Source organism: Bacillus sp. z26 (genome assembly GCF_058313635.1).
Genome location: NZ_JBZFQM010000005.1, coordinates 193,141 through 211,467, shown reverse-complemented (window position 1 = coordinate 211,467; position 18,327 = coordinate 193,141). Strand labels below are relative to the sequence as shown.

Annotated in this window: 17 protein-coding genes, 1 pseudogene and 1 riboswitch; of the genes and pseudogenes, 4 read left to right on the top strand and 14 right to left on the bottom strand. The window is 37.9% G+C overall.

Translation table 11 applies throughout. The features are described 5' to 3' along the window. Window positions 1-56 precede the first annotated feature (56 nt). Entirely contained in the window at window positions 57-2,816 is a 2,760-nt protein-coding gene (locus tag AC4G3K_RS15450; protein WP_491133866.1) for a dynamin family protein, read from the bottom strand. 325 nt (window positions 2,817-3,141) lie between these two features. Continuing rightward, window positions 3,142-3,960 carry an NAD(+) synthase gene (gene nadE / locus AC4G3K_RS15445; RefSeq protein WP_491077913.1) on the bottom strand — a complete coding sequence of 273 codons (819 nt, stop codon included), beginning with the start codon at window positions 3,958-3,960 and terminating at the stop codon, window positions 3,142-3,144. Between the two features lie 399 nt (window positions 3,961-4,359). On the opposite strand from nadE, the gene AC4G3K_RS15440 reads away from it, so the two are divergent. The 3 genes from AC4G3K_RS15440 to AC4G3K_RS15430 all read left to right on the top strand — a co-directional run bounded on the left by AC4G3K_RS15440 (window position 4,360) and on the right by AC4G3K_RS15430 (window position 6,253). Next, window positions 4,360-4,890, top strand: coding sequence for a DoxX family membrane protein (locus AC4G3K_RS15440; protein WP_491133865.1), 531 nt, complete (start codon window positions 4,360-4,362; stop codon window positions 4,888-4,890). A 215-nt stretch (window positions 4,891-5,105) separates the two neighbouring features. Beyond that, a riboswitch (PreQ1 riboswitch) is annotated at window positions 5,106-5,150 on the top strand. A gap of 9 nt (window positions 5,151-5,159) precedes the next feature. After that, the gene (locus AC4G3K_RS15435) at window positions 5,160-5,645 is read left to right on the top strand and encodes a QueT transporter family protein (RefSeq protein WP_491077911.1); all 486 of its coding nucleotides are present in this window, start codon (window positions 5,160-5,162) and stop codon (window positions 5,643-5,645) included. Window positions 5,646-5,818: 173 nt separating this feature from the next. Continuing rightward, complete coding sequence (locus tag AC4G3K_RS15430) at window positions 5,819-6,253, top strand: ferritin-like domain-containing protein (protein ID WP_491133864.1); 435 nt, start codon at window positions 5,819-5,821, stop codon at window positions 6,251-6,253. Window positions 6,254-6,336: 83 nt separating this feature from the next. Here the strand turns inward: AC4G3K_RS15430 and AC4G3K_RS15425 are convergent, their stop codons facing one another. The 12 genes and pseudogenes from AC4G3K_RS15425 to AC4G3K_RS15370 form a co-directional block, all read right to left on the bottom strand. Next, window positions 6,337-7,041: a DUF5068 domain-containing protein gene (locus tag AC4G3K_RS15425; RefSeq protein ID WP_491133863.1), complete on the bottom strand. Its 705-nt coding sequence runs from the start codon at window positions 7,039-7,041 to the stop codon at window positions 6,337-6,339. Between the two features lie 613 nt (window positions 7,042-7,654). Then, entirely contained in the window at window positions 7,655-8,455 is an 801-nt protein-coding gene (locus AC4G3K_RS15420) for a DUF368 domain-containing protein (protein ID WP_491077908.1), read from the bottom strand. A gap of 236 nt (window positions 8,456-8,691) precedes the next feature. Beyond that, window positions 8,692-9,672 carry a quinone oxidoreductase family protein gene (locus tag AC4G3K_RS15415; protein ID WP_491133862.1) on the bottom strand — a complete coding sequence of 327 codons (981 nt, stop codon included), beginning with the start codon at window positions 9,670-9,672 and terminating at the stop codon, window positions 8,692-8,694. A gap of 19 nt (window positions 9,673-9,691) precedes the next feature. Continuing rightward, a complete protein-coding gene (locus AC4G3K_RS15410) occupies window positions 9,692-10,465 on the bottom strand; it encodes an enoyl-CoA hydratase/isomerase family protein (RefSeq protein WP_491133861.1) in 774 nt (257 codons plus the stop codon). 68 nt (window positions 10,466-10,533) lie between these two features. Then, window positions 10,534-10,659: pseudogene (locus tag AC4G3K_RS15405) on the bottom strand (SDR family NAD(P)-dependent oxidoreductase); the annotation flags it as partial. A 1-nt stretch (window position 10,660) separates the two neighbouring features. Next, window positions 10,661-11,407, bottom strand: a complete 747-nt coding sequence (locus AC4G3K_RS15400; protein ID WP_491133860.1) for a 2-phosphosulfolactate phosphatase — start codon at window positions 11,405-11,407, stop codon at window positions 10,661-10,663. Between the two features lies 1 nt (window position 11,408). After that, a complete protein-coding gene (locus AC4G3K_RS15395) occupies window positions 11,409-12,479 on the bottom strand; it encodes a phosphotransferase family protein (protein ID WP_491133859.1) in 1,071 nt (356 codons plus the stop codon). A gap of 31 nt (window positions 12,480-12,510) precedes the next feature. After that, entirely contained in the window at window positions 12,511-12,912 is a 402-nt protein-coding gene (locus tag AC4G3K_RS15390; protein WP_491133890.1) for an acyl-CoA thioesterase, read from the bottom strand. A 152-nt stretch (window positions 12,913-13,064) separates the two neighbouring features. Next, the gene (locus tag AC4G3K_RS15385) at window positions 13,065-13,634 is read right to left on the bottom strand and encodes a TetR/AcrR family transcriptional regulator (protein ID WP_491077905.1); all 570 of its coding nucleotides are present in this window, start codon (window positions 13,632-13,634) and stop codon (window positions 13,065-13,067) included. 35 nt (window positions 13,635-13,669) lie between these two features. Next, window positions 13,670-15,280, bottom strand: a complete 1,611-nt coding sequence (locus AC4G3K_RS15380) for a long-chain-fatty-acid--CoA ligase (RefSeq protein WP_491077904.1) — start codon at window positions 15,278-15,280, stop codon at window positions 13,670-13,672. A 24-nt stretch (window positions 15,281-15,304) separates the two neighbouring features. Further along, window positions 15,305-16,084, bottom strand: a complete 780-nt coding sequence (locus AC4G3K_RS15375; RefSeq protein WP_491133858.1) for an SDR family oxidoreductase — start codon at window positions 16,082-16,084, stop codon at window positions 15,305-15,307. Then, complete coding sequence (locus tag AC4G3K_RS15370; RefSeq protein ID WP_491133857.1) at window positions 16,062-17,309, bottom strand: acyl-CoA dehydrogenase family protein; 1,248 nt, start codon at window positions 17,307-17,309, stop codon at window positions 16,062-16,064. Before AC4G3K_RS15370 ends, AC4G3K_RS15375 begins: the two co-directional genes overlap by 23 nt. 185 nt (window positions 17,310-17,494) lie before the next feature. On the opposite strand from AC4G3K_RS15370, the gene AC4G3K_RS15365 reads away from it, so the two are divergent. After that, a complete protein-coding gene (locus AC4G3K_RS15365; protein WP_491077901.1) occupies window positions 17,495-18,262 on the top strand; it encodes a DUF975 family protein in 768 nt (255 codons plus the stop codon). Window positions 18,263-18,327 lie beyond the last annotated feature (65 nt).

Sequence of the window (18,327 nt, the reverse complement as noted above, 5' to 3'; positions counted from 1 at the left end):
ATTTTAAAAAAAGGTGACTCAAGGCTTTTTCTTAAGACCATTGAGTCACCTTATTTTTATCTAGTTATGGCTTGAACTTCTTTTTGGCCAATCAAGATCCATTCGTACTGACGTAGTCGCAATTCGTATAACTTTAATGGATCGCGATATAATTCCGGTTGAGAACGCATTTTCTCAAGCACAATGTTGTGCTCCGCAATTTGCTCATTCGTATTAGTAATAGCTCCAATCATCACTTCTTTTGGATCTGCAAAGAACATGGCTACATCCCGAGTAATCGATTTTTCAAACATATCAAATTGCAACAAGAATTTATCTGCAATCAATTGAGCGACCTCTGTGTAATCCTGTGTTTCAATTAAAGTTGTATACTTATTGTACAGAACACTTTTATTCGCAATCGAACCAAACAACATTCCTGCACCCTTCAACAATAATTGCTGTGGGGTATGGCGAAGTAGAATATTAATGGTTTCCATTTGTACTCCGCTTGTCATTCTGTTTGCGTCTCTGCGCCAATCATCCAATACTCTAAAATCACACTCTAATCTCATACTGTCTTCACGATAAATGGCATTAAAGCTTTCCGCCATCTCGGTTAAATAAGCCTGGCTTTCCTTCAATTCTACTTCAGCCTCTGTAATCCATTCCTTTAGAGAGTAAAAATACTTAGGCAAAATAGTTGTATCTATATATTCTTGAATCCGTAGATTCATTTTTTCATTTAATTCAACATGAATTGTACGGAAATCACTATCCTCCGTAAGTAAATCTTTGCTGGCACGCAGAATTTTCGGCACGGCTGCCTCCACATCCAGACGAATTACTTCTTTTCTTTGTTTAAATGATTTACGTAACAATACGGCCTTTTCTTTTTCCAAATCATCCATCTGATTTTTGGCACCATTTAGTTTAGCCAAAAGATCCTCATTCCAGTGAATAGATTCTATTAAACTTTCTTCCCTTTCCAAACGTTGATCCAACAAGTTAGAAATGGTATCCCGTACAAAGTGCAGCAGTTTAGCCGTTCGGACGTTTTCCGTAAACCTACTTGTCAAATTCATTTGTATAAACTCAGCAAAATCGGATAGCTGCCTATTGCCCCTGTAATGGGCCGAATGGGCAAATATTTTTGCATTTGGCAAATAAGGGTTAATTTTTGACCATGCTTCATCTACTATACGAATGGCTTCCTGATCATTATGGACAAGATCCATCTTATTCAATAAGAAGTGAATTGGCAGATCAGGTACCTGTTCATGAATCTTCATGACGATTTCCCGTTCTTTATTCGTAAACGGATCATTTACATCCAATACAAGCAAAAGACTGTCTGCCATATTCAAATAACGACGTATTTCATGCATTTTATTATTCGCGATACTGAATCCCGGAGTATCAATAATTGCAATTTGGTTATCACTCAAAAATTTACTCTGCAGTTGATACTCAATGATACTTAAATCAGAGCTCATCAAGCTACGATCCATCACTTTTTCTTCTAATTCTTCCAGTGTAAGTGGATTAATTGAAGAATTTGTTACTTCCACAATCTTTTCTTCTTCTGCATTTTTATACATGATAGCTGAAGAGGTCGGTTGGTCAAATAGCTCCTCACCTATAATAGAATGAATCAAAGCAGATTTACCGCTTCCACTTGTTCCAGCAATCATAATATGCTGTACATGAACATCTAACAGTTCATCAATTATCCATTTATCTCTTTCACTCACAGCAAGATTATTTTCAACTGCCCATTGATCGATTTCTTCAAATAGACGCACACTATCTTCCAGACCATTCCGGTTATTTTCAGCCTTCATTAAGACTCTCTCAGCTTTATCAATATCCATTTGTCCAATAGCAGCCGGGAAATTATCATTCCATGCCAATACAGCAGAAGAAGCTAGAAGAGCATGGTGCCTATCTGCAATACGAAGCCAATTGCGTAATAAACTTGGCACTAATCCTTTTAAAGATTTTAGTGGTTTTTCTCCATTAATTAATTCGAAATATCCCTCTTTAAATAAAGCGGATAAATCAGACCATTGTTCGGCATGAATAAATTCCAGATCCTGCAGTAAATCATTGAATCCCTGAACCCAGGACAAATAAGCTGGCTCACCCTTATAGCTGTTCCAAAGAGATACAGCTAGCTGTTCGAAATGGGTGCTGTCAATGGAATAAAGTTGGTGTAAAACTTGATAAAAATAGCCGGGTTCCATATTCTTCGTTACACCCTGGTTAATATAGGACTTCAGGACATCATACCAAATTAAAGACTCGGTACGGATAGATTCATTGACTGCAAGTTCAACTGCGCTATACCAATCTTGTTGATTCTCAAAAAATGAACGTGCGATTTCTGTCACTTGAGAATCATCAGGATTTAATTTAACAACCTTTTTAATGGTTCTGTCAGCCATTTCTGTTTTATTCAATTTTATGTAAAGTGCAAATAACTGTAATCCAACCTCGGTATTCAATATAATCGATTCTGTTTCAATAGATTTATAAAGCTCTTCCGCATTAGAATACATAGCCAATTCAAAATATGCATCCGCCATATTCTTTTTAGCCCATGGTTTTAAATCATCACTAACTTTTTCCCACTTAAAAATAGAAGCTTCGTAATCTTTATGATGAAAATAAATCTCTCCCTGAGCAAATCTTAATATTGATAACTCAGGTAGTTCTTTTTGTTGTTCTGCCAGTAATTCTTCACTTATTATAAGCAACGGGTTCGCCGCATTATCATTCATTAATAAGGTCTTATATAAGGACTTTTCTATCAAGTTATTTTCATTATTCATCATACGACCCCTCCCTGGTTCATTTATATAAATTGGATTTTCTATAATACTTTATAACTTATATAGTGTAATAAAATTTGATTGCAAAATGATTTCTGTTAAATTTCATCTTCAATACATTATGAAAGTATTATGGAATAATTGTCATATTTGAAATACTATACTTATAGATTATATCCTATACCCATTATAAAATAACTAAAACTATTACATCCCTTAATTGTTTCTTATTTATTATATCAATATATTTTACCTTATGGCATGATTCAATTTATTCACGAAAAAACAAGCCCATGACTATAAAAATCACAGGCTTACCTTTGGTTGTTTATTTCCACCAATTATCGTGTATACTTGCTGGCATTTGGCGTTTATGTTCTGTTTTTAAATATTGCTTTTCAATTTTCAGAGCAGCTTCAGGATCTACTTTGCGACCTTCCAAATAGTCATCAATCGTTTCATACGTTAAGCCGAGCTCTGTTTCGTCCGCTTGCTGCGGTTTATTGTCAAGTAAATCAGCAGTCGGCACTTTCATATATAGTCTTTCCTCTGCCCCTAATTCTTTAAGTAATTCTCTGCCCTGACGTTTAGATAGTCCGGATAACGGAAGAATATCAGCCCCACCATCTCCATATTTTGTATAAAATCCAGTTACTGCCTCAGCAGCATGATCTGTACCCACTACGAGAAGGCCATTTTGTCCACCAACCGCATATTGCGCAATCATACGAAGTCTTGCCTTTACATTCCCTTTGTTAAAGTCAGTTAATGCCTCATCTGTTGCTTCTCTATATTGATCGGTAATCGCATCGACTGTAGATTTTACATTAAAAGTCACACTTTCATCCGGTTTAATAAACTGAAGGGCAAGCTGTGCATCATCTTCATCATGCTGTACTCCATATGGAAGTCTAACAGCAACAAATTTGGCTGCAAATCCTTCTTCACGCAGTTCTTCCACCGCTAATTGGACAAGGCGTCCTGCTAAAGTAGAATCCTGCCCACCACTTATCCCAAGAACAAATCCTTTTGCTCCGCTCTTCTTTAAGTAATTTTTTAAGAACCCAACTCTGTTTATAATTTCTTCTTTTGGGTTTATTTGCGGTTTAACATGTAAAGCTTCAATAATAACTGATTGTAAGCTCATTCCCATTCCTCCTTAAAAATCCTATACTATTCCTTTTCCTTAAAAGTACTTAGTCTAATCATTTATATTAAATATATTTTACTCTTATATAAGAAATTTATAAAAGGGGTAAATTTATTAAAGTTCCATAAACAAACGATATGGCTCTGAATAAATCTTGGTAACCATCTTTATAAGATTGTCTACCCCGCAAAGTTTGTGAAGAAATGCACAATATCACATTTGTAAAGTTATTTTCAGTATTAACTCAAAAGATTCACATGTTTTTGTACAAATAATGAAATGCAGGGATAATGTGCCACAAGATGTGTTGAATGGTATATAAATAAGGAGAAGAAAGTTATTGGCACTAACAACCGCGGATTAGAGCCAGTTAAATCCATATAGGAGTGATTAAAAATGATGAATTGGTTACGCACGAATAAATACGCTTCCGGACTATTATTACTCATTAGACTATACCTTGGATATGAATGGATGATTCATGGATTCGAAAAAATTAAAGGCGGAGCATTTGATGCCTCTGGATTCCTTGGAAATATTGTTGCCAATCCTGTAGCGGGGCCAGAAGGAGGAGCACTATATCCAATCTACGGTGCTTTCATCGAAAAATTTGCCATTCCGAATGTCGGTTTGATCAATATCTTAATTCCATGGGGTGAATTTTTAGTCGGACTCGGATTATTGCTTGGTGTTTTAACAACCACTGCCGCTTTCTTTGGCTTATTGATGAACTTTATGTTTCTTTTCGGCGGAACGGTATCTACTAACCCATTATACATTTTACTTGGAATGATTATTTTGGTAGCAGGTGCAAATGCTGGTCGCTTTGGCGGAGATTATTACATTCTTCCTTGGATTCGTAAAACAATCTTTAAAAAGGATGACGTAAAGCCCGTTAACACAAAAAAATTAACTCCAAGTCATTAATTGGAGACACTAAGTATACATGGCGCCGAGATAATTCTCGACGTTTTTTTTTCTAAAAGGTCCATTTATTTACATTGAACTTAGCTGAAATAGCTCAATTAATTTTAATATAAAATATCCTATTCAAGCGATCCATAGTTGAATGCTGGCACATGGAATTTCCTGTTGACTGTACACCTTATTTTGCTTATGATTATTTGGTATCTTCGGGTATACCGAACGTGGTTCGTAACCATCCCACGATAAAAAACTAAGGGAGAGATTTAAAAATGAATATTAGAACACTTGCTGTAAATGGTGTATTAGCGGCACTCTATATTGCTGTTACCATGATTGTACAGCCGATTGCATTTTCGAACTTTCAGTTTCGAGTTCCAGAAATATTAAACCATCTGATTGTATTTAATAAAAAATACTTCTTTGGAATTGTGATAGGGGTATTTTTATCCAACCTCTTTTTCTCACAATTACTAGCCTACGATTTAGTTTTTGGTGTAGGCCACTCCATCCTATCATTAACCATCACAATTCTGATTTGCCGATTTATTCATAACATTTGGGCAAGAATGATTATAAACACACTTGTGTTTACTTTTATGATGTTCATAATTGCTTTTCAGTTAAATCTTGCCTTTCAATTCCCATTCTGGATTACGTGGGCAACAACAGCTATTGGGGAATTTGTAGTTATGGCAATTGGCGCTCCAATCATGTATTCATTAAACAAGCGTATTCATTTTTCGAAATTAATTTAACCATACTATTTATCAGCTTGATCCTTCTTGGATCAAGCTTTTTTATATGTAAATTTATGTAGTATGTCAAATAATCTTAAACATTTCTAAATTTTGTCACGAAAAGGATGCTTAATATGTAGAAAAGTAGGGTATCTTTGAATTATAGACAAGTAGAAGGAGTGAATTTTGGAATGGACGCAAAATTAAAAGAATTAATTGATGGGTTAAACGAAGATTTAGCTAATGAATATGCTGCATCTATTATGTATTCAAACTACGCAGCTTTAGTATCCGGTTTGTACAGACAAACTTTAAAACCTTTCTTTCAAAGTGAAATAGCCGATGAACAAGGCCATGCCTTATATCTTGCAGAAAAAATTAGTACATTAGGTGGAACTCCAACTGTCACACCAGCCAAAGTCAAACAAACTACTGATGTAAAAGTTATGCTTGAATCTGCCTTTCAGGCTGAAAAAGATACAATCGACCGTTATGAAACTCGTAAGAAACAAGCGGAAGATTTAGGTTTAACTGAATTAGTTGTGAAACTTGAAGATTTAATTACAGATGAAACAGGTCATATGGAAGAATTAGGCCGTATTCTCAGCGACTCCAAATTTGACTGAATTTAATTTTAAAAAGCTATATAAAGAACCGCAATCCTATTTATACAGGATTGCGGTTCTTTTATAGTCTCTATTGCCTGATCTTATTCTGGGACAGGGATAGTAAATTCTGCTTTTTTACCTTTAAATAGATCCTTCCCGTCACTATCCCGGAATGGACCGAATTCCATTTTTAATTTTTTGGTTATAGCAAACATATCCTTATCCATTAAAAATACATGAAGCATTTCTCCTGATGCTCCGGCAGCGATAACCTCTCTTTGTTGTTCCGTCTCCATACTGGACTGAGATATATAGGAAAATTGATTATCATTTCCCCTTAAAAATGAGCTTATTGAAGATAAATTCAATGGCTGATCAGAATTATTCTCGAGCTTTAAATTCATTGTAAGTGCCACGACGCCAGTTTCACTGTATTTTTCAAACTTTGATTTCGTCGCCTCAGATGGCGTTATTTCCGTAAACTGTATGCCTTCTAAAGTAATATTTACCTTGTCAATTTGTTTAGTTTTATTCATTTTTAAATTTTCGTAGAGTATTTTTTTCACAGCCATCTTATCGGAAGTCAAACGATCTGGATACAGACTGGGTTGAGATGTACCCTTTTTTGTTCCTTCTTCTCCTTTAGCCGCTACTCTTCCCTTTGTTTCTTTATTCTTAACACTTACTTCTTCCCTAGTAGCACTCTTTTTAAAATTTTCATCTTTTGACTCTTCTTGTCCGCTTTCACATGCTGTAATGATTAAAATTAAACATGCCATATATATGAGCCTTAATCTATTCTTCACCATTCATTCCCCCTATAAATACATGTATATTTCCATTTTAAAGTAATTGTTATACAAACACCTCTAAAATATTTAATATTCTAATAATGGTAAATTAGAAATATACTCGTATATCAGATAAGAATAGGGTTCTTAATGCCTATAATTGACGTACACAAATACGTAATCATTGATTAGGACTAGATATACCTTTTATAGTCATATTTTGTAAAATAAAAAAGAGGATGGGACATAACTTATAAACGATCCTGAAAAGACGAACGATATCTAATTTATCGGCTAAGTTACTTATTCAAGAGTTAAGTTGGAAGAAAAGTTCGTTCCATTGCGCACTTACTCCACTCGCTTTCCGCGGGGAAGAAGGCTTTAGCCTCCTCGGCTACGCCTTGCTCAAGTCTCAGCCTTTCCTCTACTTCCCGCAGGAGTCGGTGGCTTCCGTTCCAGGCCACTAAGTTTAATAATGGTAAACAGTAGGAACCAATCTATTGAAAACAAATAAAAATCCAAACTATAGGCGAAATATTTATTAAAATATCACCTACTAGTTCGGATTTATCATTGAATGAAATACTTATGTCCCAGTCTCTTTTTCTTCCTAGCCTATTCACTTTCATTACTTAGTAAAGAGTTTAGTTACCAAAATACCTGCCAAAAAAGTTATACAGCATAGCAGAATAGTAACTGATCCTGTTGGTAATCCAGGAACGATGACAAATATCGATCCAATAATTAACCCCATTATCACCGCAAATGTCATATGCGGATATTCCCTCAGTAAATAGCTAATCGCTTTACTGCTCACAATAAATCCAACCGCTGCTCCAGCCCCTACAATAATAATGATGGTAAAGTTTAAGTTTGATAATGCCGAGATGACAGTTGAATAGACACCAAGCAATAGCAAAATAAACGAGCCGCTAATACCCGGTAGAAGCATGGCCATACTTGCAAGCCAGCCGGAAAGGAATAATCCCAGAGCAGATAATAGTGTTACATCAGATATGACAATGGATTCATTCGGCTTCAAAAAACCGAGAGCTGCCATCATGATTGCGACCAAAATGACAACCAATATATGCTTGCCGGTAAAATGTTTTTTCACCTCTGCCTGTTTCACAATAAATGGCAATACACCGATAATTAATCCTACAAAAAAGAATTGTGTCGGTTCATGATGATGTTCCAACAAATAATCAATCAATCGACTAAACGTCAATATAGTAAACCCCATACCGAGTGCCAGTGGCAATAAAAATCCAAGATGACTTCTCCAATCCCGGCTGAAAAAACCACTGATTGATAATAATAGGCGATCGTATATACCTAATATAAACGCTATAGTTCCTCCACTTACACCAGGTATTAAATCACTGATTCCCATTAACATGCCACGATATATATTTTTCCATTCCACTATTTTTCAGTCCTTATATTTTATTTCACTATAATAGTTTACAAAATATAACCCTGTAAAAACAATGGCACATAAATACAAATTATATACTCCTTAATGAATTTTGATCTCACTTTAAATATATATGGATATCATTTATTTAGGTTCATGTATAATCTATCATTTTCTTAATTTAACAAAGTAGCAAACTTATTGTATAGCTTAGCTTACTTTCGCCGCATATTTCTTCCTTTTGATTAACGACGAACTTCCAATAACACTTTACCAGTTGTCTTTCGCGCTTGCAGTAACTCATGAACTTTTGCAGCTTCCTCTATAGGATGGACTTCACCAATAATCATCTTTATATTTCCGTCTTCTAAAAGAGAAAAAAGCTCATGCATACTCGGTAGCAATAGTTCTGGTTTCCTCATTATTTGCGGAAGGAAAAATCCAATGACGGATTGATTTCGTGCCATCAAAGATGATGGATGCATAATGGCCTGTTCTCCACTTGCCACTCCGTATATAACCAATCTCCCAAAGGTAGCTAAACATTTAAGCGTATCCTCAAAAATATTTCCCCCAGCCATTTCAAGCGCGACATTGACTCCGCGGCCATCTGTCGCTTCAAGCACTTCTTTATGCCAGCCCTCATTGGTATAATTGATACACACATCAGCTCCCAGAGAACGTGCAAGCTCCAACTTATCGTCCGTGCTGGCTGTAGCTATAACCTTACCAGCGCCCATTAATTTAGCCAATTGGACAGCAATAGTCCCAACACCTCCAGCAGCCGCATGAACCAGTACAGTTTCATCTTTTTGCAGACGACCCATTGTTTTTAAAATATGGTAGGCGCTCAAACCCTGAAGTGGCAGGGAAACCGCTTCTTTCAAATCTTGTTCTTCTTTCAGGATAATCACGGACCGAGCATCTGCAATAGCATATTCAGCATATCCCCCAGATTCAATTAGCGTGACCACTCTTGCTCCAATATTTACGTTTGTCACTTCTGCACCAGTTTCGACCACAACCCCGGCAACTTCTGCCCCAGGCACAAAAGGAAGCTTGGTTGGTACAACATATTGGCCCTCACGTCTGGCTGTATCTGCATAATTCACACCAACTAAATGTATTTCAATTAATACGTCATGTGGACCAGGTTTCGGTCGATCTAATTCGACTATCTCTAAAACTTCTGGTCCTCCGTATTCAGTAAATTGTATGGCTTTCATATAACATACATCCTTTCTCCTATTTGCCGGTAAATTGCGGTTTTCTTTTTTCTTTAAAGGCAGCTACACCTTCATGATGATCCTCTGTGGCTATCATCATCGTTTGAGTGATGCGTTCTCTCTCCAGGACATCTTCGAGGGTAGCTGTAAAAGAATAATCAACCAGTTTTTTCATTTGTCCATATGCTTTTCCTGGACCGTAGGATAGCATGGTCGCATATTGAATCGCTTCATCACGTAAAGCTTCCAAAGGTACAAGTTTATTAATGACCCCAAGATCATATAAACGTTCTGCCGGTATAGGTTCAGCTGAAAAGAAGAATTGTTTGGCCAAATGCGGACCAACTAAGCGCGGAAGGAAATACGAACCTCCCGCATCCGATATAAGACCAACCTGTGAAAAACTTAAGGCAAACTTGCTACCCTCTGCAGCCACAATCAAATCGCAGGCAAGCGCGAGATTAAAACCGGCCCCTGCAGCAAACCCATGTACCGCGGCAATAATGGGCTTTTCTATCGCTTTCATTGTTAAAATACACTTATTTATCAAACCTAGATGCTCATAGATCGCTGTTGCTGAATTGGTCCCCATTGATTTAACATCTCCGCCGGCACTAAAGGACCTGCCAGCTCCGTTTAGAACAATCACTTTCATATCAGGATTTTTATCAGCTTTATTTAATTCACTAATTAGGTCTGTAATCATCTCCGCACTAAAAGCATTCAAGCTTTCAGGTCTATTTAATGTCAAAACTAAAACTGAACCTATTTCTTTTTTTAATAAGTGTTCCATCATCCATCTCCCTTTCCCTGTTTACGTAATCATCCATCCCTATCTGTACCTGTCATATACACAACGCTTTCCAGCTTTTTGGTCTTTCCAACTAGAATGACATTCGCCCCTTCTTTCGCTAAACGTAGAGCGGTTGCCTTACCAATTCCGCTGCCTCCGCCGGTTATCACGGCGACCTGCTCTTTAAATCGCATCCTACACCTGCTTTTCGGCTGTTAATACAATGCGATTTTTTAACAACACAGGAACCACATCATGAGTTCCACGTGTGCCTGATAATAGGAGATCTTCCATCAACCCATGTTTAGTTAATAGTTGTCCAACTCTGGATGCGGCTAGAATTGAAACTGGATCTGATGAATAGCTGTTATAAAAAGCAAAAGCCGCTTTCCCAGCGTCATTCAAACCTATTTCTTCATTGGTTCTGTCTTTTATATTTGCAATCAAGTGCCCCGCACCATAGAAATCCTCTAAGCTAAATTCTCCTGAATTCCCTGAACAGATTACGATAATTGTGTCTTCCATGCCATCATTCAGTATCGTCTCCGCTACGGAAGCATTATTAAGGAAGGAGGAAATATATACTTGATTCGCATGAGCAGCTTTATGGAGCGCTACTGTGCCATTGGTAGTAGAAAGAATCAATGCTTTACCATGGATATGCTGGCTGATTTCAACGGGACCTGGATAAATAAAGCCATCGATAGGTTTGGCATGTAATTCCCCGGCCATCAACGCCTGTCCGTTCTCAAATTGTCTGCTTACTTTAATAGCTTCTTCCGGATTAAGAACCGGAATAACCTCCGTTGCACCATGCTGTAACGCTGTTACGATTGTGGTTGTAGCCAGGAGAATATCTAATACAACAGCTATCTTTTTGCCTGAGGCCAGTTTTTCAGGTGAAATATCTTCCTTAGTCAGTAAGACATGTACTTTCCGCATATTACTGGTCCCTTGTAAGTGAATAAGCATGCTCGATTAATGTTTTTACATACTTATCAAAGTCGGCAAATCTCGGATCCTTTGTTTGACCATTATGATAGCGATAGTAGATTTGCTGACATATCCCTGCTAATTTGAAATAAGCGAATGTCAAATAAAAATTCATATTGGTGATATCACGGCCACTTTGTCTGGCATATTCGGAGATAAATTGCTCCCTTGTATAAAATCCATCCCAAATCGTAATAGATGGCTTCCCTAACCCTTTCTTCAATAAATCAGGATCATCTCCCTCAGTCCAATAGCTCATAGCTACTCCCAGATCTGCGAGCGGATCCCCGACCGTAGTCATTTCCCAGTCAAATAGACCGACCATTTCTGATCCATCGTCCGTAAACATCGCGTTATTTAATTTGTAGTCATAATGAATAATCGAAGCATCACTTGAAGCTGGAACGTGATTAATTAACCACTTCTCCAAATCTTGTACATTTGGAATATCATGTGTTTTCGCTCGTTCATAACGTACTATCCATCCATTTGTCTGTCTTTCCATAAAACCATCAGGCTTGCTGATTTCTTTAAACTTTGTCTCCTGATAGGGGATGTTATGAAGCTGAACAAGCCGTCTTACCATTTCCTGTGATAAATTTTGAAAAAGTTCATGGGAAGGTTTAATACTTTCAGGAATGGATGTATCAAATACAAAACCTTGCTTTCGTTCCATAATAAAAAATGGACTTCCGACAACATGCTCATCACCTGAATATAGGATTGTTCTTGGGGCCGGATTAAAAAGAGGATGCACTTCTGATAGGATGCTATATTCTCTATGCATATCATGGGCTTTTGGAGCCACGGGTCCAAGCGGCGGTTTCCTTAAAACAGCCTCCCAAGTTCCTATTTTCAATTGATACGTTAAGTTTGAATGACCTGCCGAGAATTGTTCGATTTCCAGGTTTCCTTCTGGCAAATCGTTAATCTTACTCCGCAGAAATGTTTCAAGTACAGACAGCTTAAATTCTTCTCCACTTCGTACGGGAATCGTATCTTTACTTACTCTTGGGGTCATGCCTATCCCACCTTTTCAAAATTCGGACTCATTAAGCAGCTTTGATCAAACTCAGCAGTCTATCTTTAAGCAATTCAGGGATCGGTTCACTTTCCTGTTTATCAAAATTAAACTGAACAAGGATTGCAGTCCCTTTGGCAATCGGACTACCGGTTTGTGCACAAGAAATATCATGTTCAAGCTGGAAGCTCTTTGTTCCCACTCTTGATACAGTCGTAGTGATTTTTAAAATTTGGTCAAAATAGGCTTGAGAGAGAAAATCACACTTAGTCGATGCCAGAATGAATGACCAGTTTTTCATTTTCATATCTATCTCTATTTCTTTTAAAAAATGCAGACGTGCTTCCTCCAAATAAATGAAATAGCTTGTATTATTCACATGTCCCAATGCATCTGTTTCTGAAAAACGGACTGTAACCGTTGTTTCCATGATGACCTCCTATTCTATTGTTCTAAACCTACTCTGAGAACAAGCGCCTTCCCTTACTTGCATAACATCTTTAAAAATATCTCCATGACAATTCAATTTGATTCCCCCTACCAGCTACTAAACCGAACTTCAATAAAAAAAAGGAGTATTGCTTTCTACTCCCCTATTTCAATTCCTTTCATAATCATTTCAACGAACATATCAGCTATATCGTTTTCAGAAATAGCTCCTTCTGGATTAAACCATTGATAACTCCAGTTCAAAATACCAAGAATACCAAATGTAATGATGGAAGGGTTTAGAGTTGGACGTAATTCGCCCGTCTCTATTCCCTGCTTCATTAAATTTTCAATATTAAATCGAAATTGGTCACGCTTCGGGATAATTTCCTCAAGCTTATCGTCAGACAGGATCTTCATTTCTCGAAAGAACACTTTTGCACTTAACCCATTAGTTCTAATATCGCTGATTAATAATGAAGCGATATCCTGTATTTTTTGCCGACACGTTTTCATTGGAGCATTCACTATTTCTTCCTGTCTTTCAATTAATCCATTAATATAGTCGAGATGAATATTCATCAATAATTCTTCTTTACTTGCAAAATAGTAATAAAAGGTTCCCTTGGTAACACCCAAAGAATCAACAATATCCTGTATGGATGTTTCCGCAAAGCCCTTTCTTTCAAATAAAGAAATACTGGTGTTCGTTAATTTTTGTTTCATCCTCAGGACTCCACTTCTTGTGTATTGATGGCGTCCTACTTTGTTTGAATTTCTTCTCTCAGTGCCCGGCGAAGTATTTTTCCGACATTAGTCTTTGGTAATTCATGACGAAATTCTACAATCGTCGGTACTCGATAGGCTGCCATATTATTTTTGCAGTATCCAATGATTTCTTTTTCTGTAGCTGACTCATTCGCTTTTAAAACGATAATAGCCTTAACTGTTTCTCCTCGATATTCATCCGGTACACCAATCACAACGGCCTCTTGTATCGAAGGATGCTCATAAAGGACCTCTTCTACATCACGCGGATAGATATTATAGCCTCCTGCAATAATAAGATCCTTTTTACGGTCAACAATTGATAAGTATCCATCTTCATCCAGCTTGGCAATGTCCCCTGTAAATAACCATCCATCACGCAGAGCATTAGCCGTTTCTTCAGGCATATTCCAGTATCCCTTCATAACCTGTGGACCTTTGACAATTAATTCTCCCAATTCGCCTACCGGGACTTCTTCTGTTCCTGTAGCAACATCCACAATTTTACAATCGGTGGATGGATAGGCAATTCCAACTGTACCTGATTTACGAATTCCGAATGAGGGATTGCAATGAGTTACCGGTGATGCCTCCGAAAGGCCATATCCCTCCAAAATTTTAGCACCTGTTTTTGATTCATATTCTTTCATTAATTCCAATGGCATCGGGGCACTTCCGCTATTGCAAACTTTAATACTGTCAATTCCATATTCCTGTGCTTTCGGATGAGCATTGATTGCCACGTACATGGTTGGTACGCCAGGGAAAATAGTCGGCTTCTCCTGTTTAATCGTTTGAAGAACCTCTTCAAGGTCAAAACGCGGCAGCAATATATTTTCGCTGGCCATTAAAATACATCCATTCATACAGGCTGTCATGCCAAATACGTGGAATAATGGGATGACAGTCAAATACCGCTCCTTACCACGCTCTACAATTTGTTTGAAAAATTCCTTTGTTTGATACATATTAGCCACTAAATTTTGATGAGTGAGCATAGCTCCTTTTGAACGCCCCGTCGTTCCCCCTGTATATTGCAGCACGGCAACATCATGGATCGGATCAATGGCCGCCGGATCTACCGGAGTTACCGTTTCAGAGATAAATTGCTCAAATGTACGATCTGTTCCGAAATCTGCCACGGACGGCTGCAGACTGACTACAATAATATTTTTGAGATTCGTAGAGGATTGAACTGATTTAACGGTTTGATAGAATGCATCCATGACTACAATCGTTTCAGCACCGGAATCGTTCAATATATATTCCAGTTCACGGGCTACTAACATAGGGTTAATTTGAGTGACAATCCCTCCCACCATTAAAGTCCCATAATAGGCAATCACGTACTGAGGACAGTTTGGCAGCATAATCGCTACTCTGTCACCTTTTTTCACACCATTATTCTGAAGCGCTGCTGCGAATCGATTCGCTGTTCCTGAAAGTTCCTGGTAGGTCATTTTTCTTCCAAAGAATGAGAGGGCATTATTTGTAGGGTATTGAATGGTCGTTTCATGAAGAATGTCTGGGAGTGATTTATTTGGAATGTTAATCTCAGATGCTATACCTTCCGGATATTGCGTAAGCCAAGCTTTTTTTTCCATAGTCAAATCTCCTTCATCTTTTATTTAAACCATGGCGTGTTTTCCGCCATCAACTACCAATACCTCACCTGTTATATAGTTCGACGCATCAGATGCCAGGAATAAAGCAACTCCCTTCAGGTCCTCCTCATTCCCAAGCCTCCCAAGTGGTGTCATATATTCAATTGCATCTTTCCCCTGTTCAAGTAAGACTTGGGACATTTTGGTCGGGAAAAAGCCTGGTGCAATTGCATTGACATGGATATTGTGTTTCCCCCATTTCACTGCCAAATCCTTTGTTAAAGTAATGACAGCACCCTTGCTTGCATTGTATCCAACGGTATCCATCATATCAGCATGTGTTCCGCCGAGCCCCGCTACCGAAGCAATATTGATGATTTTTCCCCGTCCCTGTTCCACCATCACCTTTCCTACCGCCTGAGACATCAGGAATGTGCCTGTTAAATTTATATTGATGACCTTGTTCCAGGCTTCAAGGGGCATATCCAGGGTCGGTGCTCCCCAAGAGGCACCGCTATTGTTGACCAGAATATCAATGGTCTCAAATTTTTTTAATGTTTCTGAGACGACATTATGAATATCTTCCGGATTTGCGATATCACATTTTACGGCCAAGGTTTGAATTCCATATTCTTTCTTCAGATGATTTGCTACCTCTGTGCAGGCCTCAACCTTGCGTGAGCACAGAACAATATTAGCTCCCGCCTCAGCCAACCCATGCGCGATTTGGGCTCCAAGCCCGCGTCCACCGCCTGTGATAATCGCTGTCTTACCGGATAAATCAAACATTTGTAAAACGTTCATGGTTAGCTTGTTCCTCCCCTCGATATTTTTTTAGCTCAAGCTTGGCAATTTGGGCACGATGAACCTCATCCGGTCCGTCGGCCAATCGTAATGTTCTCGCATTAGCCCAATGAGCAGCCAATGGAAAATCCCCTGAAACACCGGCAGCACCAAGCCCTTGTATCGCTCTATCAATCACCTTCAGTGCCATATTCGGAGCAACCACCTTAATCATAGCAATCTCCGCTTTTGCTTTTTTGTTTCCGACTGTATCCATCATATAAGCTGCTTTCAGAGTTAATAATCTTGCCTGCTCAATTTCAATTCTTGAGTCCGCAATCCATTCCTGCACGACCCCTTGATTAGCAAGCGGCTTCCCAAAAGCATTTCTTTTTTGAATACGCTTACATAATATTTCAAGCGAACGTTCTGCTGCTCCGATTAGCCTCATACAATGATGAATTCTCCCTGGACCCAACCTGCCCTGAGCGATGGCAAATCCCTTACCCTCTCCCCAAATGATGTTCTCTTCAGGAACTCTAACATTCTCATATATAATTTCACCATGTCCATGAGGAGCATGATCATACCCGAAAACAGGTAGCATTCGCTCAATCTTTACTCCTTTGGAATCAAGAGGAACCAGAATCATAGATTGTTGCTCATGCCGGTTCGCCATTTTGTCCGTTTTTCCCATTACGATCGCAATTTTACACCTAGGATCTCCTGCACCGGACGACCACCATTTGCGACCATTGATGATATAGCTATCCCCATCTTTTTCAATGCTTGCTTCAATATTTGCTGCATCTGATGAAGCAACATCCGGTTCGGTCATTGAAAAACAGGAACGTATTTCTCCGGTCAATAATGGCTTGAGCCATCTATCTTTTTGTTCAGCTGTTCCATACCTCTCTAATACTTCCATATTCCCGGTGTCGGGTGCACTGCAATTAAATACTTCAGGTCCGATTAATGAACGGCCCATAATTTCACACAGAGGAGCATATTCCAAATTGGTAAGACCAGCTCCATATTCACTCTCAGGCAAAAATAAATTCCATAATCCTTTCTTTTTAGCCTTACTTTTTAATTCTTCCATAATAGGAGGTACTTGACTCCAGCGTGATTCTTGCTCATTTAACTGACCCTCATAGACTGCTTCATTAGGTAATACATACTCTTCCATAAAGGCAGTTAACTGTCTCCCCAGGTCAATAACCTTACTTGAATAGGAAAAGTCCATATACTCACTCCTTTCACATACTGACCAGTAGGTATTGTTAATTGTTACCAATTATACAAGAAAAGATATAAAATACAACTATTTTACTGATAATTTTAAAAATTCTGTTTTTTTAATTTGGCAATTGATTCGAATTTTTTATGATTCAAACTATATAATGGTATATATAAAAAAGGAGATGTGCTATGAGAATACGTTCTATTAAAGAAGCAGCAAAACAATCATTATCTGGCAACTGGGGTATAGCAATCGGTGTATTATTTATAAACTATATTTTAGCATCTATTATTGGAAGGATTTCTGAAGATTATTACATCCTTTCACTTCTTACCATGTTTTTTATATCTGGCCCTTTATTCATAGGATACATGTGGTTTCATTTAGATATAAAAAGAAAACAAGATCCTTCAGTCAGAGGACTATTCCGTGGGTTTACTGTGACTTATATCAGAAATGCTTTAACCTACTTTTTAATGACACTATTCCTTTTTCTTTGGTCACTTTTACTTATTATACCTGGGATTATTAAAGGGCTTGCTTATTCAATGACCGTATTTATATTACGGGATCACCCTGAACTGACTGCTCTCCAAGCCATTTCAGAAAGCCGCAAAATGATGAATGGGAAGAAAAAAGATTTGTTGTTATTATCCTTATCCTTTTTCACATGGCTTATCATTCCAATCATTTTATTGGTAATTGGAATCGCTTCTATTGGAGTTGGATTTAATGCTGATGCTAATTTAATTTTTGCAGGTTCTGCCAGCATTATTATTGGATCCATTGCTATGATGGGTATATCCATTTACGTCACACCTTACTACATGACTTCACTTGCCGTCTTTTATGACGATTATGTAAAACCAACAGAAGACTATATTACACGGGGTCCAATATCTAAAAATCATGATAACACTATAGAATACAACGAACTTGTTAAACCTATAGAATGAAGAATAAACCCGATCCTACCAAAAAGTCAGGGGATGACATGAACTAAATTCTTTTATTTAGCTTA